This is a genomic window from Mycolicibacterium monacense (assembly GCF_010731575.1).
In the GTDB taxonomy this organism is placed as follows: domain Bacteria; phylum Actinomycetota; class Actinomycetes; order Mycobacteriales; family Mycobacteriaceae; genus Mycobacterium; species Mycobacterium monacense.
Map to the genome: position 1 here is coordinate 849,757 of NZ_AP022617.1, position 25,873 is coordinate 875,629.

Below are 25,873 nucleotides of genomic sequence, written 5' to 3' on the forward strand. Positions count from 1 at the left end.
ACGGATGGGCCCGCGGGTGAGGCCACGCCGCGCATCGGCGAGGCCGCCGGCGGGCGGTGGAGGTGTGCTAGATCTTGGCGAAACCGTGCGCGACGAAGTCCCAGCATTCGTCGGCGGTGATCGGGTGGACGGAGCCGTCGTCGGCGCCGCCGCTGGACTGTGCGACGAACATGACCGTCTGCATCGTCATCGCGGCCATCCGCTTGGGGTTGATGCCCTCGCGTAGTTGGCCTGCGGCGCTGGCCTCTTCCATCAACTCGGCGAGCAGCACGAGCAACGGGGCGTGCGCCACCTTGACCTCCGCGGGATGTGACACCAGGAGTCGGGGCGCGAAGTCGGTGAACAGGGGCCGCTGCGCGGCGGGGTCCGGCCGGGAGGTCTCGAAAAGCAGCTGGACGGCGACTTTGAGGCGTTCGATCGGATCGGTGTGGCTGGCCGTGGCCGCCCGGATCTGGTCGGCCGACCGGCTCAGCGCATCCTCGAAGAGGGCCAGCAGCAACTCGTGTTTACCGTCGAACTGCAGGTAGAAGCTGCGAAGCGACTGGCGCGAGCGGTCGACGACCTCCTGCACCGTGAAGTCGGTGCTGCCCTTTTCGATGATGATCGCCTGGGCGGCGTCGAGGAAGCGCTGGACGCGCTGCGCGGCGCGCAGTTTGGCGGTCTTGATCGACCGTTCGACGGCCCGCTGCTTCCAGGCCGGCTCTTCGCTGGGGGTGCTCACCGGCAGCTCATAGCCTGGCCGGGTCGGGAGAACATGGATGAACTGTACCGGAGAATGTCTGGGCATTGCGGTCGAAGCCCCCCTCGCGGCCCACGTGTCGGAGATTGTGCCTTCCTCATGGCGAGAATAGTATTCTCAGATTGGGCATTATTGAAGCGTTTCCCCAGAGAGCAAACCCGGGAGTGCCGTGCAACTGACTTTCGACGCCGACGTCGAAGCCTTCCGGGCTGAGTTCGTGGCATTCCTCGACGCCAACCAACCCGACGAGGCCGACACGGCGCAGCGCCCGCGGTCGTCGGCCGACCTGCCAGACTGGGCCCGTCGCTGGCAGCGCCTGTTGTTCGACAACGGCTGGCTGCTGCCCGGCCATCCGCCGGAGTTCGGCGGCCGCAACGCCACCATCCTGCAGCAGTACGCCTATCAGCTCGAACTGTCGCGGCGCCGCATCTACCACAGCTTCAACCCGCAGGGAGTGGGGATCATCGCCGCGTCGCTGATCTCCTTCGGCACGCCCGAACAGCAGCAGAAGTGGGCGGTGCCGATCCTGCGCGCCGAGATGACCGCCGCGCTGGGTATGAGCGAACCGGGGGCCGGCTCCGACCTCGCATCATTGCGCACCCGGGCGGTGCGCGCACCGGATGCGGCACACTACGTTGTCAACGGGCAGAAGGTCTGGACGTCGGGGGCGAGCGAAGCCGACGTCATCCTCACCTTCGTGCGGACCGATCCGGATGCGGCCAAACACCGCGGGATCAGCGTGCTGATGATCCCCACCGACTCGCCCGGCGTGATCCGCCGGCCGTTCGCCTCGATCTGCGACGCCGGGGAACTCGACTTCAACGAGGTCTTCTTCAACGACGTCGAGGTGCCGGTGGAGAACCTGATCGGTCCCGAGAACGACGGCTGGCGGGTGGCCAACGGATCGCTGGGACACGAGCGGACGATGCTGTGGCTCAGCTACGCCGACCGCCTGCAGGACCTCATCGACGACTTCCCGGCCCACACCGCACTGGACCGGGACCGCTACGCCACCATGGTGATCGACTCGATGGCGGTGCGCCTGCTCGGTTCGGTCGCGCTCGCCAGGGCCGCCAGGGGAGTCGACGACGCCGGGGCGCTGTCGGTGCTCAAGCTGCTCGGCTCCGAGACCGGGCAGCGGGCCACCGAACACGCGCTGGAGGCGGTCGGGGTGGACGGGCTGGCCCACCCCACCACCGTCGGGCCGTGGACCCCGCTCAATCTCGACGCCTACTCGTGCGGGTGGTTCGAGCGGTACACCCGGACCTTCGCGGGGACCATCGCCGGCGGGACTTCCGAGATCCAACGCAACATCATCGCCCAGCGCCTGCTCGGGCTGCCCAGGAACTAGAGGAGCAACGTGTACATCGACTACGAGGTCGCCGACAAGATCGCGACCATATCGCTGAACCGCCCCGAGGTGGCCAACGCGCAGAACACCGAACTGCTCGACGAACTCGACGCCGCGTGGACGCGGGCCGCCGAGGATCCCGAGGTGGTGGTGATCGTGTTGCGCGCCAACGGGAAACACTTCTCGGCGGGTCACGACCTGCGGGGCGGCGGGCCGGTTCCGGACAAGATCACACTCGAGTTCATCATCGCCCACGAGTCCAAGCGCTACCTCGAGTACACGCTGCGGTGGCGCAATACGCCCAAACCGTCGATCGCCGCGGTGCAGGGCCGCTGCATCTCCGGTGGGCTGATGCTGTGCTGGCCCTGCGATCTGATCCTGGCCGCCGATGACGCGCTGTTCTCGGATCCGGTGGCGCTGATGGGCATCGGCGGTGTCGAATACCACGGCCACACCTGGGAATTGGGGGCGCGCAAGGCCAAGGAGATCCTGTTCACCGGCCGGCCGCTGACCGCCGAGGAGGCCGAACGCACCGGCATGGTGAACCGGGTCGTACCCCGTGACGATCTCGACGCCGAGACCCGCGCGCTGGCCGAGCAGATCGCCGCGATGCCGCCGTTCGCCCTGCGTCAGGCCAAACGTGCGGTCAACCAGACCCTCGACGTACAGGGGTTCTACGCGGCGATCCAGTCGGTGTTCGACATCCACCAGACCGGGCACGGCAACGCGCTGAGCGTGGGCGGATGGCCGGTGCTGGTCGACCTCGACAAGATGAAGGGCACCGTCCAGTAGCGCCCCGAATTCTCGCTCGCGGAGCAATCAGAGGCTGACCAGCCTCGGCGCCGAGCCGCGGGCCCGCAGCCCCGCTCCGGCCTTACGGGTGAGTTCCCTTGCGCTACCCAGCAATCCGTCGAGGACCAGCGCCCGCTTCACGTGCACGTGCAACTCGTGCTCCTCGGTGAACCCGATGCCGCCGAGCACCTGCTGGCAGTTCCTGGCCGCCGTCAAGGCCGCCTTACCCGCCGCGGCCTTCGCCAGCAGCGCGGTCAGGTCGGGATTCTCGGATCCGGGCAGGGTCAGCGTCGCCTCGGCGCCCTCGATGGCCACCAGCGTCTCGGCCAGGCGGTGCCGGACGGCCTGGAACTGGGCGATCGGCTTACCGAACTGAACCCGGTCGCGCGCATGCGTGCAGGCCAGCCTCAGCATCGCCCGCGCCGATCCGACCAGCCACCAGCCGACGGCCAGACGGGCCTCGGCGACCCGGATCGGGTAGCCCTCCTCCTCGCGGCGCAGCGGCAGGCCGCCCAGCGTCGTGTTCGGGGCCGTCCCGACGCGGTCCCACACCACCCACGAGTTACCCGCGTACGGCAGCGGCAGTTCCACGGTGTCGCCGATCGTGTTCCCGGTCGCGTGCAACACCACGTCGACGAGAGCCGATGCGTGCGAACCGGTTTCACCCAGCAGGCGGAACACCAGCGGCACCGCCGTATCGGGCATGTCGGTCAGCATCTCGGCCCAGCCGAGTTCGGTGAGCGCGGCGTCGAGATCGGGCCCCGATGTCGACAGCATGGTCTTGCGCAGTGAGGTTTCGAGCATCTCGAGTGACTGCTGGTCCACGATCACTCCTTCCCGAGGTCGAGCAGGCGGCGGGCGATGATGTTGCGCTGCACCTCGGCGGTGCCGCCGTAGATGGTGGCCGCCCGCGAGTACAGGTACTCGGTGCGCCATTCGGTCTCGTCGAGTTCGATGGCGCCGGGCAGCAGATCACGCGCGGTGTCGTAGAGGAGCTGTTCGGCGCCGGCCAGCAGGACCTTGTCGATGGAGGTGTCCGGCCCGAGTTTCTGACCGTCGGCCAGCCGGTGCTGGGTGGCGCGGGAACGGCACCGCAGCGTGTGCAGCGCCAGGTACACGTCGCCCATGTCGGTGTCCACGGCCTGACCGACCCGCTTGACTTCCTCGACGAGCGCGTCGAACCGCGAGTACAGGTAGGCGATGCGCTGCCAGAAGCACGTGGAGCGTTCGTAAGGCAGCAGATCCATCGCCAGCCGCCAACCGTCGCCCGGTTTGCCGAGCATCCGGCTCGCGTCCACCCTGACGTCGTCGAAGTAGACCTCGCAGAATTCGTCGACGTCGTGCATGGTGCGCAGCGGCCGCACGGTGATACCCGGGGTGTCGAGGTCGACGAAGAACGCGGTGATCGCCTCGTGGTTCGGCGTGTTCGCATCGCCGGTGCGGGTCAGCAGGATGCACCGGTGGGAGTACTGCGCGAAGCTGGTCCAGACCTTCTGGCCGTTGACGACGTAGGTGTTCCCCCCGGATGAGGGATCGAGCACGGCGCGGGTGGTCAGCGATGCCAGATCGCTACCCGAACCGGGTTCGGAGAACCCTTGGCACCACTGCTCTTCGCCGCTGAGCAGTTTCGGCACCATCTCGGCGGCCAGATCGGGGGCGGCGTAGTCGATCATCGTCGGCGCCAGCACCTCGAGCATCGAGTACGGCCCAGGTTCGGCCAGTCGGCGACCGACCACCTCCTCGCCGACGATGGCCCGAAGGATCGCCGGTCCGCCGAGGCCGCCCGCGCTCTCGGGCCACCCGTAGCGCATCCAGCCCGCGTCGTAGAGCGCCCTCTGCACCCGGGCGAACTGCCGGATGTGGCCTTCCAGCGAATGGTCCTCGGGTGGGGTCAGATCGTTCTCGCCGAGCCAGGCCACCAGCTGAGACCGGAACTCGGCGGGATCGGAGTACTGAACGGCTTCGGTCATCCGGCCTCGGGCCTTCCGATGGCGTGGGGGCGACCGGAGTCGTGTTCGCCGCTGCGCCGGATGAACGTCATGGCGCGGGTGCGCAGACGCCAGCCGCCATCGGTGCGCACGTAGGTGTCGTTGTAGTACCCGATGCGCATGTCGTGTTTGGAGTGCTCGATGAAGCACAACGGCTGTGTGCCGGTGGCCTTGTCGGGATCGTCGGGGTCCAGATGCACCAGCGCCGTCCCCGTCATGAACAGACCCTTGGGGGCGGCGTCGACGAGTTCGGGGAACCGGGCCAGCGTGTAGGTGGACCCGAATGCGCTGTAGGTGCCGTCGGGGGTGAACACCGAGATCAGCCCGTCGATGTCACCCTGGGTGATGGTGACGGCGTACTTGGCCAGCAACTGCTGGATCTCGATGTGGTCCGCGAGACGCGATTCGCTAATTGGCGCTGTCATTCTTGAAGACCTTTCCGCCTTTCATGACGAAGTTCACGTGCCGGGTGACGGTGATGTCGGACAACGGATCTCCCGGTACGGCGATGATGTCGGCGAGCAGTCCCTCGGCCAGGCGGCCGCGGTCGCTGACGTTGATCAGATCGGCGGCCACGACGGTCGCGGCCCGCAGCACCGCGGCCGGCGGCATACCCCATTCGACGAGGGTGACGAGTTCGTCGGCGTTGCGGCCGTGCGGGATCGCCGGGGCGTCGGTGCCGACGGCGATCTTCACGCCCGCCTCGTAGGCGGCCTTGATCGACGTGCGCGCCTTGGGGAACATCTCAGCGGCCTTGGCCTGCAACTCCGGCGGCGCCTTGGACACGTCCATGTACTCCGCCAGCCGCCGCGTCGTCACCAGGAATCGGTCGTTGTCGACCAGCATCTGGATGGCCTCGTCGTCCATCAGGAATCCGTGCTCGATGCAGTCGATACCGCAGGCCACTGCGTGTTTGACCGCCTCGGCGCCGTGGGTGTGGGCAGCCACCCGCAGCCCGCGCCGGTGCGCCTCGTCGACGATGGCGCGCAGTTCCTCGTCCGAATAGTGTTGTGCGCCAGCCTCACCCGTCAACGACATGACGCCGCCGGATACGCACACCTTGATCAGCTGGGCGCCGTGTTTGATCTGGTAGCGCACGGCCTTGCGGATCTCGTCGATGCCGTTGGCGATGCCCTCCTCGACCGTCAACTCCAGTGCGCCCGGCATGAACGCCGCGAACATCGTGGGGTCGAGATGGCCGCCGGTCGGCGTGATCGCGTGTCCCGCCGGGATGACACGCGGCCCGTCGATCCAGCCGGCGTCGATCGCCTTACCGAGCGCGACGTCGAGCAGGTATCCGCCGGTCTTGACGAACAGACCGAGGTTGCGCACTGTGGTGAACCCGGCGCGCAGGGTGCGCCTGGCGTTGCCCACCGCGCGCAACACCCGGGTCGGGGGGTCGTCCTGCACCTGGGACAGGCCGGGGTTCTCGCCCCGGCCGCCCATCAGGAGGTTGACCTCCATGTCCATCAGGCCGGGCAACAGGATCGAGTCGCCGAGATCGATCACCTCGTCACCGTCGACCGGCGATCCGCCGACGGAGACGATCCGGTCACCGTCGACACGGACGATGCCGGGGCGGATGATCTCCCCGGCATCGACGTCGACGTACCCGGCCGCCTTCAGTGTCAGCATGTTCGCGCCGACACTACGGTGCTCGACGGAGTTCGGGCGACCTTCCCCACAAACCGTGGTCTGTGCAGAGCGCCGTGCACCGCTAGACCACCGGCTCCCGGATGATCTCGACCCAGGCGGCGCCGCTGTCGAGGACGCGGGGCTGTTTCCACACCTCCACCGGGAACGACACCATCACCACCGACTGCATCAGGTGCATGAGCCGTTTCGCGTCATCGGGCATGCCGTGCAACGGGAATCGGGCGTCGAGGTAGGTCATGACCTCTTCGAGTCGCGCCATCCCGACGTCATAGAGATCCTGCATCTCCTCCATCGTCGAGGCCAGCCGCTTGGCGTAGCGCTCCGGTTCGGTGGGCAGAATCCAATCGCTGAAGCGTTCGAGGTCGGCGAACTCTTCGGGCAGCAGACGTTCCTGCGTGTCAGACATGTGCCTCGTCCTTGACCTTTCCGTTCGTCGCCGCCTTCGCGGCCTGCTCGAGCTTGTACTCGTCGACGTACTTGTGCGCGGTGTGGTGCAGGTGGCGCAGCAGGATCTCCTGATCGCACAACGGGAACTCGGTGACGGCGCGGGTGCCGATCTGAGTCTGGGTGGCTTCCAGGGTGTTCGCGTCCTGCAGCGCGTACTCCTTGAACGTCACGGCCGCGAGTTCCTGCGACAGGCGCTGGCGGGTGTTCTTCGGCGGCACGAAGTACAGGTTGGCCTCGAAGATGTGGGTGTCCACACCGGTGGGCCAGTAGTTGTACGTCAGGTACCAACCCGGAACCCACAGCAGCAGCGTGAAGTTCGGGAAGAACTCGAACGAGTCCTGGCCCCACGTCTTCTGGCGAGCCGGGTTGACCGCCGGCGGCAGCTCGTCGGGCAGGATGCCCTTGATGTCGGGACGGTCCCAGGGGCCGAACAGACCGCTGTGCAGGATCCGCTCGATCGGCTTGACCATGCTGAGGTCCTTGGGCGGGCTCATGCCACCCCAGGACGAGATCATCGAGTGCTGGTCCTTGATGTCGTAATGCAGCGCCTCGAAACCGATCTTGGCGAGCTTGGCCGCCTCTTCCGGGGTCGCCTGCTTCATGTGCAGGATCGGCGCGTGGTAGAACTCGACGAACGCGTCGATGAACAGCTTCCAGTTCGCCTTGATCTCGGAGCGGTAGCTGTACACCTCGGTCATCTCGTGGAACGGGTAGCCCTTGAGGCCCTGCCCGAACTCGCCCAGGTAGTCCTCCAGCGGTTCGGCGTCGTCGTCGAAGTTGACGAAGATGAAGCCTTCCCACACCTCGCAGCGCACCGGCTTGAGCGGGTAGTCGGCCTTGTCGACGTCGAAGAACTCATCCTCCTGCTGGATGAACGTCAGGTCGCCGTTGAGGGCGTAACGCCAGGCGTGGTACTTGCAGGTGAACTGGCGGCAGCTGCCCGAGACCTCTTCGCCCGGATAGTCGTTCCACACCAACTTGTTTCCGCGGTGGCGGCACAGGTTGTAGAACGCCCGGATGGTGCCGTCCTTGTCCTTGTTGACGATGATCGAGGTGCCCGGTCCGACGGAGGGCATCTCCCTGGTGAAGTAGCTGCCGGTCTTGGGGAGCCGCTCCACGCGACCGACGTGCAGCCACAGCTTCCGGAAGATGGCCTGCTGCTCCAGCTTCCACTGCTCCGGGTCGATCGAGTCGGTGTAGTCCACCGGTGCCGTGCCGAGCTCCGGCCAGTTCTCGGTCCAGCTACCGGCGGCCGGTTTGGGGAAATGTGCCACGGTTCGTTACCTCTCCTGGTCGGGTTCTACGCCGAACGTGTTGATGGCCATGGCGAGTGCGCCATAGCAGCCGATGGTGAAGACGAGGTCCATCCGTTGACGCTCGTCGAGATGGGCACTGAGCTGCGCCCACGTGTGATCGGAGATGTTCGCCTTCTCCTGGAGCTGATCGACCGCGTCGAGGATTGCCTGGTCGAGTTCGTCGGCGCCCTCACCTCGTGCGGCGCCCTCGATGGCCGCGTCGCTCAGCCCGACCTCGCGGCCCATCGCGACATGGTGTTCCCACTCGTACTCAGAGCCGAGGAGGTGGGCCACCCGCAGGATCGCCAGTTCGCGCAGCCGGGCCGGCAGCGTGGACCGGAACAGGAGGTGGACGTTGAAGCGCAGGAACGCGCGAGTCAGGCGGGGATGACGGGCCAGCGTCGTGAGGAGGTTTCCCGCCCCCTCCGGGTTGAGCCGCTCGTCAGGGAGCATGACCGACAGCGCGCGGCGCACGTCGTCATCCCACTGATCCGCCGGCAACGGGGCCACTCGCACAGGCGCCTCCTCTCGCGGGTGAGAATCAGGTTCTCATTTCTGACTAAGAGGTTTCCACAAAGGTGCATGATGGTCAACACGCGAGCACCGGCGGGCGGGTCACCGGCCATGGGCGGCAGGTGGCGCAGACTGCGTCAATTGTTCACCGACGTTGATTCTCCCGTAGTGAGAAGATAGTTTCCTGAGAGGGAGAACCTCGCCGGAGCACGCAGCCGCTCAACGGAAGGACGCAGCCGTGAAGTACGACGACATGATTCTGATCAGCGTGGACGATCACATCATCGAACCGCCGAACATGTTCAAGAACCACCTGCCGGAGAAGTACATCAACGATGCGCCCCGGCTGGTGCACAATCCGGACGGCTCGGACACCTGGCAGTTCCGCGACACGGTCATCCCCAACGTCGCGCTCAACGCGGTGGCCGGCCGGCCGAAGGAGGAGTACGGACTCGAACCGCAGGGCCTCGACGAGATCCGCAAGGGCTGCTACGACCCGAACGAACGGGTCAAGGACATGAACGCCGGCGGCGTGCTGGCGACGATGAACTTCCCGTCGTTCCCCGGCTTCGCTGCCCGCCTGTTCGCCACCGAGGACCCCGACTTCTCGCTCGCCCTGGTCCAGGCCTACAACGACTGGCACATCGACGAATGGTGTGGGAGCAACCCCGGCCGCTTCATCCCGATGGCGATCCCGGCCATCTGGGATCCGGAACTGTGCGCCCAGGAGGTGCGCCGGGTGTCGAAGAAGGGGGTGCACTCGCTGACGTTCACCGAGAACCCCTCGACGCTGGGTTATCCGAGCTTCCACGACCTCGAGCACTGGCGGCCGCTCTGGGAGGCGCTGGTGGAGACCGAGACCATCATGAACGTCCACATCGGGTCGTCGGGCAAGTTGGCGATCACCGCGCCGGACGCGCCGATGGACGTGATGATCACGCTGCAGCCGATGAACATCGTGCAGGCCGCGGCCGACCTGCTGTGGTCCGCGCCGATCAAGGAGTTCCCGACGCTCAAGATCGCGCTCAGCGAGGGCGGCACCGGCTGGATTCCGTACTTCCTCGACCGCGTGGACCGCACCTACGAGATGCATTCGACGTGGACGCACCAGAACTTCGGTGACAAGTTGCCCTCGGAGGTCTTCCGGGACCACTTCCTGACGTGCTTCATCTCCGATCCGGTCGGGGTGAAGAACCGCCACATGATCGGTATCGACAACATCTGCTGGGAGATGGACTACCCGCACAGCGATTCGATGTGGCCGGGTGCCCCCGAGGAACTCGGCGCGGTGTTCGACACCTACGAGGTGACCGACGAGGAGATCAACAAGATCACCCACGAGAACGCCATGCGCTGGTACCACTTCGAACCCTTCAAGCACATCCCCAAGGAGCAGGCCACGGTCGGTGCGCTGCGCAAAGCCGCAGAGGGCCACGACGTGTCGATCCGTGCGCTCAGTGCCCACAAGGAACGCAGCGGGTCGAGCTTCGCCGACTTCCAGGCCAACGCCAAGGCGGTCACCGGCGCCCGCGACTGATCTGCGGGGACGTTCACCGGTGCGGCGGCGGCAGCTGATCGCGCCGGTGAACTGCTGTGCAACAGTCTTTTTCGAACACAGAGGAGAACCAAGTGTCGGGCGGTATGAATTTCGAACTGACCGAAGACCAGCAGCTGATCTACAAATCGGTCAGCGAGCTCGCCGCGCGGTTCGACGACCAGTACTGGATGGAGAAGGACTCCAACCACGAGTTCCCCACCGAGTTCTACGACGCCATCGCCGGCGGCGGCTGGCTCGGGATGACGATTCCCGAGGAGTACGGCGGCCACGGGCTCGGGATCACCGAGGCCACGCTGCTCGCCGAGGCGGTGGCGCGATCGGGCGGCGGGATGAACGCGGCCAGTTCCATCCACATGTCGATCTTCGGGATGCACCCGGTGGTCAAACACGGCTCCGACGAGCTCAAGGCCCGCACCCTGCCGCGCATCGCCAGTGGTGATCTGCACGTCTGCTTCGGCGTCACCGAACCCGGTGCGGGACTGGACACGTCGCGCATCACCACGTTCGCCAAGCGGGACGGCGACAGTTATGTGGTCAACGGCAGGAAGGTCTGGATCTCCAAGGCGCTGGAGTCGGAGAAGATCCTGCTGCTCACCCGCACCACACCGTATGACGAGGTCACCAAGAAGACCGACGGTATGACGCTGTTCATGACCGACCTCGACCGCGCGCACGTCGACATCCGCCCGATTGCGAAGATGGGCCGCAACGCGGTCAGCTCCAACGAATTGTTCATCGACGATCTGCGCATCCCGGTCGAGGACCGCGTCGGCGAGGAGGGCAGGGGGTTCTTCTACATCCTCGACGGCCTCAACCCCGAGCGCATGCTGATCGCCGCCGAGGCGCTCGGCATCGGCCGGATCGCATTGGACAAGGCCGTCAAGTACGCCAATGACCGGCACGTCTTCGACCGCCCGATCGGGATGAACCAGGGCATCCAGTTCCCGTTGGCCGATTCGCTGGCGCGCCTCGATGCCGCGGAACTGATGCTGCGCAAGGCGACCTGGCTCTACGACAACGGCAAATCCTGTGGGCGCGAGGCGAATACGGCGAAGTACCTGTGCGCCGACGCGGGATTCACCGCGGCCGACCGCGCGCTGCAGACCCACGGCGGGATGGGGTATGCCGAGGAGTACCACGTCGCACGCTTCTTCCGTGAGGCGCGGTTGATGAAGATCGCCCCCGTCAGCCAGGAGATGATCCTCAACTTCCTCGGTTCCCACGTCCTCGGCCTGCCAAGGAGCTACTGACATGAGCTACTTCGACCTGACCGGACGGGCCGCGATGGTGACCGGCGCGGGCGCGGGCGGGGGGATCGGTGCCGCGGTCGCCGCGGCCCTGGCTCAGGCCGGCGCAGCCGTGCTGGTCACCGACATCGACGGTGACGCCGCGGCTGCGGTCGCCGAGCGCATCCGGGCCGACGGCGGCAAGGCCGACTCGTGCGCGCTCGACGTGGCCGACCGCGGCGCCGCCGACGCCGCCGCCTCACAGGCCGCCGGTCTCGGTGGCGGCTCGCTGCACATCCTGGTCAACAACGCCGGCGTGACCGCACCGGCGATGTTCCCGAAGCTGACCGAGGAGGCGTTCCGGCTGACGTTCGACGTGCACGTGATGGGCACGTTCCACTGCACGCAGGCCGCGCTGCCGTACCTACCCACCGACGGCACCGGACGCGTCATCAACGTGACGTCGCCCGCCGGTATCACCGGAACCCTCGGGCAGGTCAACTATTCGGCCGCCAAGGCCGGGATCATCGGGATGACCAAATCGCTGGCCCGCGAGCTGGCCACAAAGAACATCCTCGTCAATGCCCTTGCGCCGCTTGCCGCGACGCCGATGACAGAGACGATCCGGACCAACGAGAAGTTCGCGGCGAACATGATGAACCGCATCCCGCTCAAGCGCTGGGCCGGACCGGAGGAGGTTGCCGGGGCCTTCGTGTTCATGGCGTCCGACGCCGCGTCCTACATCACCGGTCAGGTGCTTCCGGTGGATGGTGGCATGGTGATGTGATGCAGACCCTCCCTCCGCTGGCCGGCATCACCGTCGTGACGCTGGAACAGGCGGTGTCCGCACCGATGTGCACGCGCGTACTCGCCGACTTCGGTGCCCGGGTGATCAAGATCGAGAACCCCAAGGGCGGTGACTTCGCCCGCCACTACGACGACGTGGTCCACGGTCAGGCTGCCCACTTCGTCTGGGCCAACCGCGGCAAGGAGTCGCTGAGCCTCGACCTGAAATCGCCCGCGGGCATGGACATCCTGCACCGGCTGCTCGACGGCGCCGACGTGCTGGTGTCCAACCTCGCCCCCGGCGCGACGGCCCGGATGGGCATCGGCGCCGCCGACCTCAAACACCGGCATCCGCGGGTGATCCCGGTCGAGATCGACGGGTACGGCGCCGGCGGGCCGATCTCGCACAAGCGCGCCTACGATCTGCTGATCCAGGCCGAATCGGGTGCGTGTGCGGTCACCGGTTACCCGGGGATGCCGGCCAAACCCGGTCCACCGGTGGCCGACATCTCGACCGGGCTGTACGCCGCGCTGTCCATCCTGGCGCTGCTGTATGCGCGCAAGGGGGACGGCGCCGAACCGGCCCCCGCGGTCGCGGTCAGCCTGTTCGACACCATGACCGACATCATGGGTTACCAGCTGACCTACACCCAGCACTCCGGTGTCGACCAGCAACCGCTGGGGATGAGCTCGCCGGCGGTCGCGCCCTACGGCGCCTTTCCGACCAGGGACGGGCAGACGGTGGTGCTGGGCACCACCAACGACCGGGAGTGGCAGCGGCTGGCTCGGGAGATCATCGAGCGCCGGGACCTGGCCGACGATCCGATGTTCGCGAGCAACTCCGACCGGTGCGCACACCGCGACATCCTCAACGAGGCGATCGGATCCTGGTGTGCGCAACACGATCGCGCGCACATCCAGAAGAAGGCCGACGACGCCGGTATCGGCAACTCCCGCTACAACCTGCCGAGTGAGGTCGTCGCCCACCCGCATCTGACCGCCCGCGACCGCTGGCGGCCGGTCGAGACGCCCAACGGCGAGATCTCCGCGCTGCTGCCGCCCCCGGTGATCGAGGGGTTCGAACAACCCATGGGAGCGGTGCCCGGACTCGGTCAGCACACCGACGAGATACTGGGCGGGCTGGGCCTGTCCGCCGACGAGATCGCCGCGCTGCGTGAGCAGGGCGCGGTCGGTCCGGCACAGTCATAGCCGCCACGCGTACGAACCAGGAGCACCCCATGCGCGAAACCGTCATCGTCGAAGCCGTCCGCACGCCGGTGGGCAAGCGCAACGGCGGCCTGTCCGGCATGCACGCCGCGGACCTGTCGGCCGTCGTCCTCAACGAACTGGTCCTGCGGGCCGGGATCGAACCCGATGTCGTCGACGACGTCATCTGGGGTTGCGTCTCCCAGGTCGGCGACCAGTCCAGCAACATCGGCCGGTTCGCCGTGCTCGCCGCCGGCTGGCCCGAGCACATCCCGGGCACCACCGTGAACCGCGCCTGCGGTTCGAGTCAGCAGGCGCTGGACTTCGCCGTGCACGCGGTGATGTCGGGTCAGCAGGACATCGTCGTCGCCGGCGGTGTGGAGGTGATGAGCCGCGTGCCGCTGGGTTCGGCGCGAGCCACCGGCATGCCGTACGGGCCGAAGGTGCTCGAGCGGTACCGCGACTTCAGCTTCAACCAGGGCATCTCGGCCGAGCTGATCGCCGAGAAGTGGGGTTTCTCGCGCACCCGCCTCGACGAGTACTCGGCGAGATCGCACGAGCTGGCCGCAAAGGCGCAGGACGCGAAGGCTTTCGACGCGCAGATCGTCCCGGTGTTCACCGGGGAGGACACCGCACCGGTGGTCGCCGACGAAGGTGTGCGGCGCGGCACGTCGGTGGAGAAGCTGGCCGGACTGAAGCCGGCGTTCCGCGACGACGGGGTGATCCACGCGGGGAACTCCTCGCAGATCTCCGACGGTGCGGCGGCGCTGCTGGTGATGACCGCGGAGAACGCCGTCCAGCTGGGGCTGACGCCGATCGTGCGGTACCGCGCCGGCGCGGTGGCAGGCGCCGACCCCGTGCTCATGCTCACCGGGCCCATCCCGGCCACGGAGAAGGTGCTGCACAAGGCGGGCGTCGGCATCGACGAGATCGGCGTGTTCGAGGTCAACGAGGCGTTCGCGCCGGTGCCGCTGGCGTGGCTCGCCGACACCGGTGCGGCAGAGGATCGGCTCAACCCGCTCGGTGGCGCCATCGCACTCGGCCACCCGCTCGGCGCCTCCGGCGCGGTGCTGATGACCCGGATGGTGCACCACATGCGTGACAACGGCATCCGGTACGGACTGCAGACCATGTGCGAGGGCGGCGGCACGGCCAACGCGACCCTCGTCGAACTCATCGCCTAGACCACTTCCGCCGACCAGGAGGACCCGAGCGTGCGCCGAGACCTGTTCACCGACGACCACGACGCCTTCCGGCAGCTGGCCCGCGACTTCGTCGAGAAGGAGGTGGTGCCGCAGTACCCGGAGTGGGAGAAGGCCGGCCGCATGCCGCGCGACGTCTTCAAGCAGATGGGCGCACTCGGCATGCTGGGCATGGCGATCCCGGAGGAGTACGGGGGAGCGGGGATCGACGATTACCGCTACAACGTGGTGCTGCAGGAGGAGGCGGCCCGGGCGCTGGTCACGCTGTCGACCGTGCGTACCCAGCTCGAGGTGATCCTGCCGTACTTCCTGCACTACGCGAACGACGAACAGCGCAAGCGGTGGTTCCCCGGGCTGGCCGACGGCACCCTGCTGACCGCGATCGCGATGACCGAACCGGGCACCGGATCGGATCTGGCCGGGGTGCGGACCACCGCGGTGCGGGACGGCGACGACTACATCGTCAACGGCGCCAAGACCTTCATCACCGGCGGCATCCAGGCCGACCTCGTGGTCGTGGTGGCCCGCACCTCGACCGATCCGGAGAACCGGCGCAGGGGCCTGTCGCTGATCGTCGTCGAGGACGGGATGCCCGGGTTCGAACGTGGCCGGGAGCTGGAGAAGATGGGCTGCAAGGTGCAGGACACGGCCGAACTGTCGTTCACCGACGTCCGGGTGCCCGCGGCGAATTTGCTGGGGGAGGAGGGCGAGGCGTTCAGCTACCTCGGCCACAACCTCGCGCAGGAGCGGTTGACCGTGGCGGTGGGCTCGGTGGCGCAGGCCCGTTCGGCGCTGCACGCCACGATCGACTACGTCAAGAACCGCAAGGCGTTCGGCACCCCGGTGGCGTCGTTCCAGAACACGAAGTTCGAGTTGGCGGCCGTGTCCACCGAGATCGAAGCGGCCCAGACGATGCTGGACCGGGCCGTGCTCGACCACGTCGACGGTGTGTTGTCGCGCGAGGACGCTGCTCGCGTGAAGCTCTTCTGCACCGAGATGCAGGCCCGCGCTGTGGACCGCTGCCTGCAACTTTTCGGCGGCTACGGCTACATGATGGAGTACCCGATCGCGCGCCTGTACAACGACGCCCGGGTGGCCCGGATCTACGCGGGCACGAGTGAGGTCATGAAGGTCATCATCGCCAAATCGCTCGGACTTTAAGCACTCTGCTGAGCGCCTGACCAGCAGTGTGACGCGCGTCCAAACCTAATTTCTCTGAGACCCTTGTCACATCGGCCAAACCTACCTACTGTGTGTTCACTAGGTTGGTTCGACCGAGGGAGTTGAGTGTCCGCGCTGGAGTCTTCGAGGCCCTATGCCACGTTGCTGGCAAAGGGTGAGGACCGCCGTCAGCGGATACTCGCGGTCGCCGAGCGGCTCCTTGCCCGCAACGGGTGGCGCAATACGTCGCTCGCGCAGATCGCCAGGGAGGCCGGTGTCACCCCCGCGGGCCTGCTGCACCATTTCCAGTCCAAGGAACAGCTGCTCAACGCGGTGCTCGATGTCCGCGACACCGACGACGACACCCACGCCGACCGCACCGGCGACCTGTTCGAACAGATCACCCGGGTGGCCGAGCGGTTCGAGCGGGCACCCGAGTTGGTCGGCACCTTCACCGTCCTGCTTGCCGAGAACATCGCGCCCGACGCCCCGCTGCACGACCGGCTGCTCGACCGTCAGCGGGCCGCGGTGTCGATAGTCACCAGCATCATCCGGCGCGAACAGCGCGCCGGCCGGTACCGCCAAGACCTCAACGCGGCCACCAAGGCCGTCGAGATTCTCGCCTTCGTCAACGGGATGGAGACGTCGTGGTTGCTCGACCCGTCGATCCCACTGGCCGAGGTGTTCAAGGACTACGCCGACATGTTGGCCCGCGACTTCAGCCCCGTTCCGACGCCGCACGAGGAGATCATCAGATGACCGAACAGCCCGACATGCGCTACCGCCTCGACATCGTCTCTCCGAACGTGCGGGACGCCGTGCGCTTCGCCGGTGGCTGGCTCTACGACCGGTCGATGGCGGGCTGGGATGTCACCGTGCTGATCGACGCCGCGGACGAGGACGTGCGCCCGTTGGAGATCCTCGGCGCCACGGTCCTGCCGCTGCAGCCGGTCCTCGAGGCGTGGACCGACCGCCCGCACCCGCAGACCGTCGCGGTGGCGGCCGACCTCATCGACTGCGACGAGCGGGTCCGCCGGCATGTGCGCACCGCGCTCGACAGCGGCTACACCGAGGTGACGCTGTGGGGTGAGCGCTGTCCGGCCGACCTGGACGACGACGTGGACGCGGTCCGTCACGAGCTGAGCGCGGCCGCGCGGGCGTTCAAGGCGCAGGCGCTCGCCGCGGTCAACGACATCGAGGCCGCGTTCGTCGGTCAGATCGAGACCTTCCGCTGCGGCATGATGGCCCGCCCGTCGGTGGCCGCGGACCTCATCCCGGCGAGCTAGCCTCCGCGCCCGGAGAGGTCGATCACCACTTTGCCGACGGCACGTCCGTCGGCCACCTGCCGCAGCGCGGCGGTGACGTCTTCGAGTGCGTAGACCTCACCGATGTGCGGACGAATCATGCTGTCGGCGAGCAACTTCCGTAGTTCCCGCTCGTTACGTTCGAATTCGTCGGCGGGGATGTCGCCGAACTGGAAGCCCTGCACCGTCACGCCCTTGATCAGCACCAGGTTCAGCGGAATCCGGGGGATGACGCCGGAGGCGAAGCCGACGGTGACGAAGCGCCCACCCCGGCGCAGTGAACGCAGGGCAGGTTCGGACAGTTCGCCCCCGACCGGGTCGACCACCGCCGCCGCACCGCCGGGCACCGCGTCGCGCAGGGCGTCCCGCAGGGGGCCGGAACGGTGGTTGATCACCCGGTTCGCGCCGTGTTGCGTTGCCGCGGCCAGCTTCTCGGCCGACGAGGCCACCGCGGTGACCCGGGCGCCGAGGTGCGCCGCGAGCTGCACGGCCGCCAGGCCCACCCCGCCGCCGGCGCCGAGGACGACCACCTCGTCGCCGGGTTGGGTCCGCGCCACCGAGCGCAGCGTGTGGTACGCCGTGCGGTGCGCCACCCCGGAAGCGGCGGCCGTCCGGTCGTCGACACCGTCAGCGATCGGGTTCAGCGCGTCGGCCGCGACCGCCACCTCCTCGGCGAACGCACCGTGCATGCCGGTTCCGGTCACCCGATCGCCCACCGCGAATCCCGCTGTCCCCGGACCGATCCCGATCACGGTGCCGGCGAACTCGCTGCCCGGGACGAATGGTGTGGGCACGCTGACCTGATAGCGGCCCGCGATCAACAGGACGTCGGGGAAGTTCACCGCCGCCGCGCCGACCCGCACCAGTACCTCACCGGGTCCGGGCACGGGGGACGGCAGCTCCTCGATCCGCACCCCCTCCGGCGGTCCGGGGGCCGCGCAGACCGCGGCTCTCACCGGTAGTCGCTGGATTCGGCGAGTTCGGCGGCCGAGGCCATCAGATCGGTCACCACCGGGCCGAAGGCCAGCAGCTTCTCGTCGTCGCCGGCGCGCTGGAAGCCCTGCTCCAGCACGATCGCCAGCTTCCACTTGGCCAGCACCAGGTAGTAGTCCAGGTCGTCGACCTGGCGCCCCGACACCTCGGCGTAATGCGCCACGACAGCGTCACGCGACGGCATCCCGCGCATGTCCACGTAGCTCATCTCCGACTCTCCGGGGGCGTCGGTGTCGTCCGGCCAGGACTGCACCATCCAGCCCAGATCGAGTTTGGGATCACCGACGGTGCCCATCTCCCAGTCGACGATCGCCGCGAGCTGCGCCGGTGCGCCGTGGCGGTACATGACATTGGCGAACTGGTAGTCGCCGTGCATCAGACCGGGGATGAAGTCGAGCGGTCTGCGGGCGCGCAGCCATGCCGTGGCCACGTCCAGGCCGGGTAGATCGCGCCGTTTGATCCGCTCGAGGAACCCGATCCACCGGTCCACCTGCCGCTCGTGAAAGCCTTCGGGGCGGCCCAGATCGGCCAGCCCGCGGGCGCGCCAGTCGACTTTCGACAGCAGCGCAATGCCCTCGGCCAGTTGGTAACTCAGGCCGGGGCGGGCCGACAGGTCGCTGTCGAAGGGTTCCGGCCAGCGCGCATGGGTGTCCATCGGGGACCACCCGTCGACGAACCCCATGAGGTAGAACGGCCTGCCGAGCACGCCGGGGTCGTCGCACACCCCCACCGCGGCGGTGTGCGGGACGTCGGTGCCGTCGAGCGCCTCGATGATCCGCCATTCGCGCAGGATGCCCTTGTCCCGGTCCGGGGGCGCGCCGGGCGGGGGCATCCGCAGCACGCACCGGTGTTCGCCGCGGCGGACCTCGTAGATGACGTTCTGCGTGCCGCCGGAGAGGAAGAAGGTCTGCAGCGGTTCGCCCTTACCCGGCAACGCCGCCTCGTCCATCCACGTGGCGAGGCGGGCAGTGTCGATGTCGCGCACGTGAGGAGCAGAATCGGATTGCGTCACAGGTTGCGCACTTCGTGCTCGAGGAAATCGGCGTACTTGGCGCGCGCCGCTTCACGTTTGGCAGGAATCCACTCCGACGGCCAGGTGCCTTCGGCTGGCCGGTAATCGCGTAGCACCTGTTTGGCGACCGTCGTCTTGTGCACCTCGGTGGGGCCGTCGGCGAGGCCCATCACCGCCGCGCCGGTGACCATGCCCATGAACGGCATCTCGTTGGTGACCCCGAGCGCGCCGTGCACCTGCATGGCCCGCCACGCGATGTCGTGCAGCACGGTCGGCATCACCACCTTGACCGCGGCGATGTCCTTGCGCACCTTCTTGTAATCGTTGTACTTGTCGATCTCCCATGCGGTGTAGAGCACCATCAGCCGGAACTGGAGCAGCTGGGCGTAGGAGTCGGCGATATAGCCCTGGACGAACTGTTTGTCCGACAGCCGGCTGCCCTGGGTCTGGCGGCTGAGCGCGCGTTCGCACATCATGTCCAGCGCCTTGCGGGACAGCCCGATCGTGCGCATGGCGTGGTGGATGCGGCCGCCGCCCAGGCGGGTCTGCGCGATCGCGAACGCCTGACCTTCCCCGCCGAGCAGTGCGTCCGCAGGCACCCGCACGTTGTCGTAGTGGATCAGCGCGTGACCGCCGTGGCCTTCGGCCTCCCCGTAGAGGCCGATGTCGCGCACGATGTTCACGCCGGGGGTGTCGGTGGGCACCAGGAACATCGACATGCCCTGGTAGGCACTGACATCGGGGTTGGTCACCACCATCACGATGAGGAAGGCGGCCGTCGAGGCGTTGGACGAGAAGAACTTCTGGCCGTTGATCACCCAGTGGTCACCGTCGCGCACCGCGCGGGTGGTGAACAACGTCGGGTCGGCGCCGGCGTGCGGTTCGGTCATCGAATAGCAGGAGAACAACTCACCGTCGAGCAGTGGCCGCAGATACCGCTCCTTCTGCTCGTCGGTGCCGTAGTGCGCGATGATCTCGGCGTTGCCGGTGTCGGGCGCCTGACACCCGAACACGATCGGCGCCCACTGCGAACGCCCGAGGATCTCGTTGAGCAGCGCGAGTTTGAGTTGGCCGTAACCCTGACCGCCCAGGTCGGGTCCCAGGTGTGTGGCCCACAGGCCCTGGCGGCGCACCTCCTCCTTCAGCGGGTCGATGGCGCGACGCCGTTCGCCGTCGAGTGGTACGAACTGCTGGTGCGGCCAGACCAGGTCGAGCGGTTCGACCTCCTCCCGCACGAACTCATCGGCCCAGTCGAGGACCTTCTGGTACTCGGGGTCGGTCTCGAAATCCCACGCCATCGTGACTCCTTCGTCTTCTCAGGGTTCGCGGCTCAGACCCGCGATCAAAGCGTCGATGTCGGCGCCCACCACCTCGGTGAACGACCGGTCGCCGAACGCGCCGACGGCCCAGTGCCGGGCGCCCTCGCTGACCAGCGTGTGCGCCAGATACGCCAGATGGCCGGCATCGATGTGCCGGGCCAACTTGCCGTCGCGCTGGGCGCGGTCGAACAGTGCGGTGAACATCCCACCGTCGTCCTCGACGGCTTCGGCGCCGGCCAGGATCCGGTGCTCGTGACGGTAGCCCTCCAGTATCGCCGCGACGACCAGTTCCGGTGGGTTGCGCGCCATCGACCTCTCGAGGTCGGCCAGTGCCGCTGCGATCACCGCCGGGACCTCATAGGGCTTGGCCAGCAGCGCATCGGCGGTCTGCCGCGCCGAGCGGGTGGACATCACACCCACTTCGAACAGAACGTCCTCTTTGCGCGGGAAGTAGAAGTAGAACAACGCCTTCGACACCCCGGCCGCGGTGCAGATGTCGGCGACCGTGGTGTTCGCATACCCGTTGGTCCGCCACAGCGCCATCGCGGCCTGCACCAGCATCCGCTTGGTCTCCCGCGACCGCTCCTGCTGCAGCGACGTACGGCGCTGACCACGGTCAGTCGGCATCGGGGTGGCGGGGCGAGGCATAAGACGGAAACTACAGGGCAATTCTGCGTATGGGAATAGTTGACCCGTGACAAACTTTGAGCCTATGGTCGGGCGATGGATCCGTCTCGCGCATCGGCGCCGTTCCCCGGCCCGGTCCGTCAGTTGGGCTATGTGGTCCGTGATTTCGACCGTGCGCTGCAGGGTTGGATCGCAGCCGGGGTCGGCCCGTGGTTCGTGATCCGCGGGCTGCGCCAGCACGGGTCCTATCGCGGCGCGCCCTGCGACGTCACCCTCTCCATCGGCTTGGCGAACATCGGGGACATGCAGATCGAGGTGATCGCACAGGAGGACGGCGCTCCGTCGATCTACGCTGAGTTCCTGGGCGGCGGTGACGGCGGTTTTCATCAACTCGCCTGGTGGGTCGACGATTACGACGCGGCGGTGCGCAGTGCCGGGGCCGCCGGGTGGCCGGTGGTGTGGTCGGGTGGTGAGGAGGGTGGGGTCCGTTTCGCCTATATCGAGCCTGCCGAGCCCGCGGCGGGCGCCGCGGCGATCTACGAAATCACCGAGCGGTCAGACATGTTCGACGGTATGGCCGCCATGGTCCGCGGCGCGGCGGCCGACTGGGACGGCACCGATCCGATCCGTGTGTTCGGCTGACCGGGCCGCTGATTCGTGTCAGACCGTCCTGTCATGATGGTGTCATGCCTTCGAGCGCACCGGGTTTCGTTCCCAGCGCACCTCGCGCTGCGCGGCTCGAGGCGTGCTTCGAGGAACTCGCGGAACTGACGGGCCAGCGCAACGCCATCGACGGGCGCATCGTGGAAATCGTGGCCGAGATCGACCGTGACCAACTGTGGGGCGCCACCGGTGCCCGCTCCATCCCCGCACTGGTGGCATGGAAACTCGGACTGTCGTCGAAGAATGCGAAAACCATCGCCGCCATCGCCCACCGACTCGACGAGTTCCCCCGCTGCACCCAAGCCCTCCGCGAGGGCCGACTGTCCCTGGATCAAGTCGGCGCCATCGCCGAACGGGCCACCACCGGATCCGATGACCACTACGCCGAACTGGCCACCCACGCCTCAGTCAGCCAACTCCGCACCGCCATCAAACTCGAACCCCCACCCCAACCCCAACCCGAACCTGAACCTGTCAGCGATGCCGACGTCGAACCGAAACCCCTCCCCGATCCGGCAGACCTACAGCCCTCGATCACCACAACCTCCGACGAGCAGTACATCCACTGGCACATCAAGGTGCCCCACGTCGACGCGGCGAAAGTCGACGCCGCCCTGCACTCCCGCCTCGACGGGCTCATCGCCCAATGGAAACGCGACCACGGCGACCACGGCGACACCGACCACAAGGACGCCCGGGGGTTCGGCCGGCCGCCGATGCCGCGGCTGGCTGACGCGTTCATGGACCTCATCGACACCGCCTGGGACGCCGAAGCCGCCCGCCGCCCGCATGGAGACCGCACCACCGTGGTCATGCACCTCGACATCAACGACCGCATCGCCGCCCTCCACCTCGGCCCGCTACTCTCGGATGCCGACCGGCGCTACCTGGGCTGCGACGCCACCTGCGAAGTGTGGTTCGAACGCGACGGACAACCCATTGGCGCCGGACGCACCACCCGCCTGATCACCCGCCGCCTGCGGCGCGCCCTCGAACACCGCGACCGCACCTGCGTGGTCCCCGGCTGCGAATCCACCTGCGGACTGCACGCCCACCACATCCAGCACTGGGAAGACGGCGGACCCACCGACCTCGACAACCTCGTCCTGGTCTGCCCCTACCACCACCGCCTGCACCACCGCGGCATCATCACCATCACCGGACCCGCATCAAAGCTCACCGTCACCGACGCCACCGGCCGACAACTGCACTCGGGCTCGTTGGCGCGTCCACCCACCACACCACCACCCACCGTGCCGCTCTACCGCGGACCATCCGGCGAGCGCGCCGACTGGTGGTGGTACACACCCTTCCAACCCCCACCCCAAGCAGCGAACTGATCACCCCGACGACCTCCGCAGCGCACCTGAGATCTCAACCGAACTCCGCGCACAGTGATGCCACGAAATCCTTTGTACGGCAACGGGAGTCCCGCCGCGCGGCGGCGTCCTCACCGAGTGGGATCACGCGCGCGGCCAGGTCTGTCACACCCGCATCTCGGTAGCGCCGGAACCGGGCGCGAACCGACGCCTCGTCTCCCGCGGCCATGGTGTCGCCGACGTCGTCGGCGTCGCCGTGCTCGAGCAGCCGAAGGTAGTTGGGCGACAGTTCCGCGTGGCCGAGCACCTCGCCGGCATGAGCGCGAGCGTCGTCGACCTCTCCTGGTGAGCACAGGGCGACCGGGACACCGGCCACGATGCGCGGCGCCGGGCGACCCGCGGCGCACGCGGCGGCGGTGAGGCGGGGAGCGATATGGCTCTCGATCGCCCGCTCGTCGGCCATCCAGAGGATGGTGCCGCCCGCACGCTCACCGGCCAGGCGCAGCATCACCGGGCCCAGTGCGGCGAGCAGTACCGGAACCTCGTAGTCGGTGACGTCGATCGAGCCGTGCACGCGGTAGCTGTCGTTGTCCACGTCGACCGGACCCGCACCGGACAGCGACGCGCCGAGGACGTCGAGATGGTCGCGCACCAGTCGGGCAGGCCGGTCGTAGGGCAGCCCCAGCTGCCCGGAGATGATCCAGTCGTGAGATGGGCCGATCCCCAGGGTGAATCGTCCGCCGCAGGCCGCCTGGGTCGTGGCCGCCTGTTGTGCCATGACGAGCGGGTGCCGCGTCTGGATGGGCACGACTGCGGTGCCGATCTCGATGCGTTCGGTGACGCGGCCGAGCAGTGCGACCGCGGTCATCGCGTCGAGATAACCGGGCACCTGTGGGAACCAGAACGACGCGAACCCCTGCGCCTCGGCGGCCCGCCCGTCGTCGAGCAGCCCGTCCAACCGGTCCGCACGTGTGCGTTCCCGGTCGGAGCCGACCATCAACCCGATCCGCATCACATCCTCCACTCACGGCACATAGCGGTCCCACTCGTAGGGCACGACGGGGTGAAACGGTGCTGCGAACAACGGTGTGACCCCGGGTTCGCGCCAGCGCTGCTGCAACACCGGGAGGAGGCGGCCCGCGGTGTCAACCGGGTCCTCGTCGAGGAAACAGTACGAGAGCGTCTGTCCCGCAGGCGCACTGGCCAGGCGCGCACCGACGGGCAGCGACGTGGCCGTCCACACGCCGGCGACGCCGTCGACGCCGAGTAGGTCCGTCGAGGTCGAGGCGCCGCGCTCCAGCAGCAGGTACACGCCGCGGACCGGCCACCACGGCAGCACATCGGCGCCGACCTTCACGCGCGGCGCCGCCGCCTTGGCGCCGACCTCGTACACGCCCCGCTCGACGGGCGGCAGCAGCGGCAGCTTGCGACCCGCGTCGCCCAGCGCCTTGGACAACGCGAGGAACGGTTCCATACCGCCGGGGTCGGTGAAGAAGTACGTCATGACGTGATCGATGGCGTCGTAGGGTCCGGTGCTCACCGCACGCGCAGACCGGCACGCCGGCGTCGAGACCAACCGCAACGAGGCGCGCACAGCGGACAGTCGATGTTGTTCGGGCCGGTGGTCGAGGGTGTGCCAGCGCAGGTAGTCGGCGTCGGCGCCGTCCGGATGCCGCGTCGCCATCGACACGAACAGCGTGCCGATGTCTCCCCGGCCTTCGGCGAGCACGGCCGGCACGTCGTCGGACGGTGTGCCTGGTAGCTCCATCGGGTGCCCTCTCACGGTCGGCTCAGTACGAGTTCCGGGTGGCGCGCCGCGACCATGCGCCGCATGCCCTCGCGCCAGGGCACTTTCGTTCGCCCGAGCACGTCGTGCATGTAGGTGACGTCGGGCCAGAGTGGGGTGTGCGCCTCGGGGGAGTAGTCGAAAGCCGGCTCGACGCCCACCAGTTCGCCCATATACGCGCAATACTCCTCGACGCTCACGGTCTCGCTGCCCGCCCAGTTCACCACGATCGGCGGTGTGGACGCGACCTCCATGGCGCGGATACCGAGCTCGACGTAGTCGTCCTCATAGATCGGGTTGTACTTGTTCGGCCTGTCGGGGTGCAGCCGAATCGGCTTGCCTGCCAACATCATCTCGAGGCGGTCGGCGGGTGCTCCGCCTTCCGGACCGTAGGTCGAACAGATGCGGATGATGGTCAGAGGTATCCGGTACCTCTCGGAGACCCAGGTGCACACCGCCTCGGCGGCGATCTTCGAGAAGCTGTAGTTGGCGCGCAGTGGGACCCCCGGCGGGTCGGATTCGCGCAACGGGCGCTGCCCCTGGTAGCCGTAGACGGAACCGGTCGAGCAGAACACGAATCCCTTGGTCGCGCGGCAGTGATGGAGCAGATCGCCGGACTTCTGCGCGTTGGTGTCGACGCATCGGGTCCAGTCGCCTTGGCCGGTGTCGACCGCCGCGTGGAAGACGTAGCTGAAGTCGTCGGGCAGTGTGGAGAAGTCGCCGGTGCTGATGTCGAGTGCCAGCGGGATGATCCCCGCCGCCTCGAGCCGCTCTCGGTCCGCGGGATCCCGGAGCCGGGCCGCACCCCACACCTCGTTGTTCGGGGCGAGGGCCCGCGCGATCGGAAAGGCGATCTTGCCCGTCGCGCCGGTGATCAGGATCTTCTCGCCAGTGAGCACCTTCCAGTCATATCGCACCACGTGGTAAATG

27 protein-coding genes are annotated in these 25,873 nt (G+C 67.7%); 12 read left to right on the forward strand and 15 right to left on the reverse strand.

What is annotated here, in order from left to right; genetic code table 11:
- Positions 1–67: 67 nt before the first annotated feature.
- Positions 68–787 (reverse strand): TetR/AcrR family transcriptional regulator, encoded by a 720-nt coding sequence (locus tag G6N49_RS04155; protein ID WP_011561136.1) that lies wholly within the window; start codon positions 785–787, stop codon positions 68–70.
- Between the two features lie 121 nt (positions 788–908).
- Here G6N49_RS04155 and G6N49_RS04160 point away from each other — a divergent pair, with 121 nt between their 5' ends.
- Positions 909–2,090 carry an acyl-CoA dehydrogenase family protein gene (locus tag G6N49_RS04160; RefSeq protein WP_011561135.1) on the forward strand — a complete coding sequence of 394 codons (1,182 nt, stop codon included), beginning with the start codon at positions 909–911 and terminating at the stop codon, positions 2,088–2,090.
- Positions 2,091–2,099: 9 nt separating this feature from the next.
- Positions 2,100–2,882: an enoyl-CoA hydratase gene (locus G6N49_RS04165; RefSeq protein WP_011856278.1), complete on the forward strand. Its 783-nt coding sequence runs from the start codon at positions 2,100–2,102 to the stop codon at positions 2,880–2,882.
- Between the two features lie 27 nt (positions 2,883–2,909).
- Here G6N49_RS04165 and G6N49_RS04170 read toward each other — a convergent pair whose 3' ends face one another.
- The 7 genes from G6N49_RS04170 to G6N49_RS04200 form a co-directional block, all read right to left on the reverse strand.
- Positions 2,910–3,686, reverse strand: coding sequence for an acyl-CoA dehydrogenase family protein (locus tag G6N49_RS04170; protein ID WP_179967825.1), 777 nt, complete (start codon positions 3,684–3,686; stop codon positions 2,910–2,912).
- Between the two features lie 23 nt (positions 3,687–3,709).
- Positions 3,710–4,852: an acyl-CoA dehydrogenase family protein gene (locus G6N49_RS04175; RefSeq protein ID WP_011561132.1), complete on the reverse strand. Its 1,143-nt coding sequence runs from the start codon at positions 4,850–4,852 to the stop codon at positions 3,710–3,712.
- On the reverse strand, positions 4,849–5,295 hold the full coding sequence (locus G6N49_RS04180; RefSeq protein WP_011561131.1) for a nuclear transport factor 2 family protein: 447 nt from the start codon (positions 5,293–5,295) through the stop codon (positions 4,849–4,851). The genes G6N49_RS04175 and G6N49_RS04180 overlap by 4 nt, the downstream gene beginning before the upstream one ends.
- On the reverse strand, positions 5,279–6,505 hold the full coding sequence (locus tag G6N49_RS04185) for a metal-dependent hydrolase family protein (RefSeq protein ID WP_011561130.1): 1,227 nt from the start codon (positions 6,503–6,505) through the stop codon (positions 5,279–5,281). Before G6N49_RS04185 ends, G6N49_RS04180 begins: the two co-directional genes overlap by 17 nt.
- Positions 6,506–6,587: 82 nt before the next feature.
- Complete coding sequence (locus tag G6N49_RS04190; protein WP_011561129.1) at positions 6,588–6,932, reverse strand: hypothetical protein; 345 nt, start codon at positions 6,930–6,932, stop codon at positions 6,588–6,590.
- Positions 6,925–8,247 (reverse strand): SRPBCC family protein, encoded by a 1,323-nt coding sequence (locus G6N49_RS04195; RefSeq protein ID WP_011561128.1) that lies wholly within the window; start codon positions 8,245–8,247, stop codon positions 6,925–6,927. The genes G6N49_RS04190 and G6N49_RS04195 overlap by 8 nt, the downstream gene beginning before the upstream one ends.
- Before the next feature lie 6 nt (positions 8,248–8,253).
- Positions 8,254–8,784, reverse strand: coding sequence for a carboxymuconolactone decarboxylase family protein (locus tag G6N49_RS04200; protein WP_011561127.1), 531 nt, complete (start codon positions 8,782–8,784; stop codon positions 8,254–8,256).
- A gap of 235 nt (positions 8,785–9,019) precedes the next feature.
- Between G6N49_RS04200 and G6N49_RS04205 the strand changes: the two genes are divergently transcribed.
- The 8 genes from G6N49_RS04205 (at position 9,020) to G6N49_RS04240 (ending at position 17,206) form a co-directional block, all read left to right on the forward strand.
- The gene (locus tag G6N49_RS04205) at positions 9,020–10,318 is read left to right on the forward strand and encodes an amidohydrolase family protein (RefSeq protein ID WP_011561126.1); all 1,299 of its coding nucleotides are present in this window, start codon (positions 9,020–9,022) and stop codon (positions 10,316–10,318) included.
- Between the two features lie 104 nt (positions 10,319–10,422).
- On the forward strand, positions 10,423–11,589 hold the full coding sequence (locus G6N49_RS04210; RefSeq protein ID WP_041309760.1) for an acyl-CoA dehydrogenase family protein: 1,167 nt from the start codon (positions 10,423–10,425) through the stop codon (positions 11,587–11,589).
- Position 11,590: 1 nt separating this feature from the next.
- Positions 11,591–12,352: an SDR family NAD(P)-dependent oxidoreductase gene (locus tag G6N49_RS04215; protein ID WP_083045233.1), complete on the forward strand. Its 762-nt coding sequence runs from the start codon at positions 11,591–11,593 to the stop codon at positions 12,350–12,352.
- Entirely contained in the window at positions 12,352–13,560 is a 1,209-nt protein-coding gene (locus tag G6N49_RS04220; protein ID WP_083045234.1) for a CaiB/BaiF CoA transferase family protein, read from the forward strand. The genes G6N49_RS04215 and G6N49_RS04220 overlap by 1 nt, the downstream gene beginning before the upstream one ends.
- Before the next feature lie 29 nt (positions 13,561–13,589).
- Positions 13,590–14,741, forward strand: a complete 1,152-nt coding sequence (locus G6N49_RS04225; protein WP_083045235.1) for a thiolase family protein — start codon at positions 13,590–13,592, stop codon at positions 14,739–14,741.
- Positions 14,742–14,771: 30 nt separating this feature from the next.
- Positions 14,772–15,920, forward strand: a complete 1,149-nt coding sequence (locus tag G6N49_RS04230; protein WP_083045236.1) for an acyl-CoA dehydrogenase family protein — start codon at positions 14,772–14,774, stop codon at positions 15,918–15,920.
- A gap of 126 nt (positions 15,921–16,046) precedes the next feature.
- Positions 16,047–16,679: a TetR/AcrR family transcriptional regulator gene (locus G6N49_RS04235; RefSeq protein ID WP_011561120.1), complete on the forward strand. Its 633-nt coding sequence runs from the start codon at positions 16,047–16,049 to the stop codon at positions 16,677–16,679.
- Positions 16,676–17,206: a hypothetical protein gene (locus tag G6N49_RS04240; protein ID WP_083045237.1), complete on the forward strand. Its 531-nt coding sequence runs from the start codon at positions 16,676–16,678 to the stop codon at positions 17,204–17,206. Before G6N49_RS04235 ends, G6N49_RS04240 begins: the two co-directional genes overlap by 4 nt.
- Here the strand turns inward: G6N49_RS04240 and G6N49_RS04245 are convergent.
- From G6N49_RS04245 to G6N49_RS04260, 4 genes are read right to left on the reverse strand one after another with little or no spacing between them, the layout of a single operon-like run.
- Positions 17,203–18,180, reverse strand: coding sequence for an NADPH:quinone oxidoreductase family protein (locus tag G6N49_RS04245; protein WP_011561118.1), 978 nt, complete (start codon positions 18,178–18,180; stop codon positions 17,203–17,205). The genes G6N49_RS04240 and G6N49_RS04245 overlap by 4 nt on opposite strands.
- Positions 18,177–19,166, reverse strand: a complete 990-nt coding sequence (locus tag G6N49_RS04250) for a phosphotransferase family protein (protein WP_085975484.1) — start codon at positions 19,164–19,166, stop codon at positions 18,177–18,179. The genes G6N49_RS04245 and G6N49_RS04250 overlap by 4 nt, the downstream gene beginning before the upstream one ends.
- A gap of 59 nt (positions 19,167–19,225) precedes the next feature.
- On the reverse strand, positions 19,226–20,527 hold the full coding sequence (locus G6N49_RS04255) for an acyl-CoA dehydrogenase family protein (RefSeq protein WP_083045238.1): 1,302 nt from the start codon (positions 20,525–20,527) through the stop codon (positions 19,226–19,228).
- 18 nt (positions 20,528–20,545) lie between these two features.
- The gene (locus G6N49_RS04260) at positions 20,546–21,196 is read right to left on the reverse strand and encodes a TetR/AcrR family transcriptional regulator (RefSeq protein ID WP_011561115.1); all 651 of its coding nucleotides are present in this window, start codon (positions 21,194–21,196) and stop codon (positions 20,546–20,548) included.
- 75 nt (positions 21,197–21,271) lie between these two features.
- Here G6N49_RS04260 and G6N49_RS04265 point away from each other — a divergent pair, with 75 nt between their 5' ends.
- Both G6N49_RS04265 and G6N49_RS04270 read left to right on the forward strand, forming a co-directional pair.
- Positions 21,272–21,817 (forward strand): VOC family protein, encoded by a 546-nt coding sequence (locus G6N49_RS04265; protein WP_083045239.1) that lies wholly within the window; start codon positions 21,272–21,274, stop codon positions 21,815–21,817.
- Positions 21,818–21,861: 44 nt separating this feature from the next.
- Complete coding sequence (locus G6N49_RS04270) at positions 21,862–23,178, forward strand: HNH endonuclease signature motif containing protein (protein WP_163647396.1); 1,317 nt, start codon at positions 21,862–21,864, stop codon at positions 23,176–23,178.
- Between the two features lie 34 nt (positions 23,179–23,212).
- Here the strand turns inward: G6N49_RS04270 and G6N49_RS04275 are convergent, their stop codons facing one another.
- The 3 genes from G6N49_RS04275 to G6N49_RS04285 are packed head-to-tail and all read right to left on the reverse strand — an operon-like array spanning position 23,213 to position 25,860.
- Positions 23,213–24,169, reverse strand: coding sequence for a TIGR03564 family F420-dependent LLM class oxidoreductase (locus G6N49_RS04275; protein ID WP_011561112.1), 957 nt, complete (start codon positions 24,167–24,169; stop codon positions 23,213–23,215).
- A gap of 12 nt (positions 24,170–24,181) precedes the next feature.
- Positions 24,182–24,925, reverse strand: coding sequence for a hypothetical protein (locus tag G6N49_RS04280; protein WP_011561111.1), 744 nt, complete (start codon positions 24,923–24,925; stop codon positions 24,182–24,184).
- A gap of 11 nt (positions 24,926–24,936) precedes the next feature.
- On the reverse strand, positions 24,937–25,860 hold the full coding sequence (locus tag G6N49_RS04285; RefSeq protein WP_083045412.1) for an NAD-dependent epimerase/dehydratase family protein: 924 nt from the start codon (positions 25,858–25,860) through the stop codon (positions 24,937–24,939).
- Between the last annotated feature and the right edge of the window lie 13 nt (positions 25,861–25,873).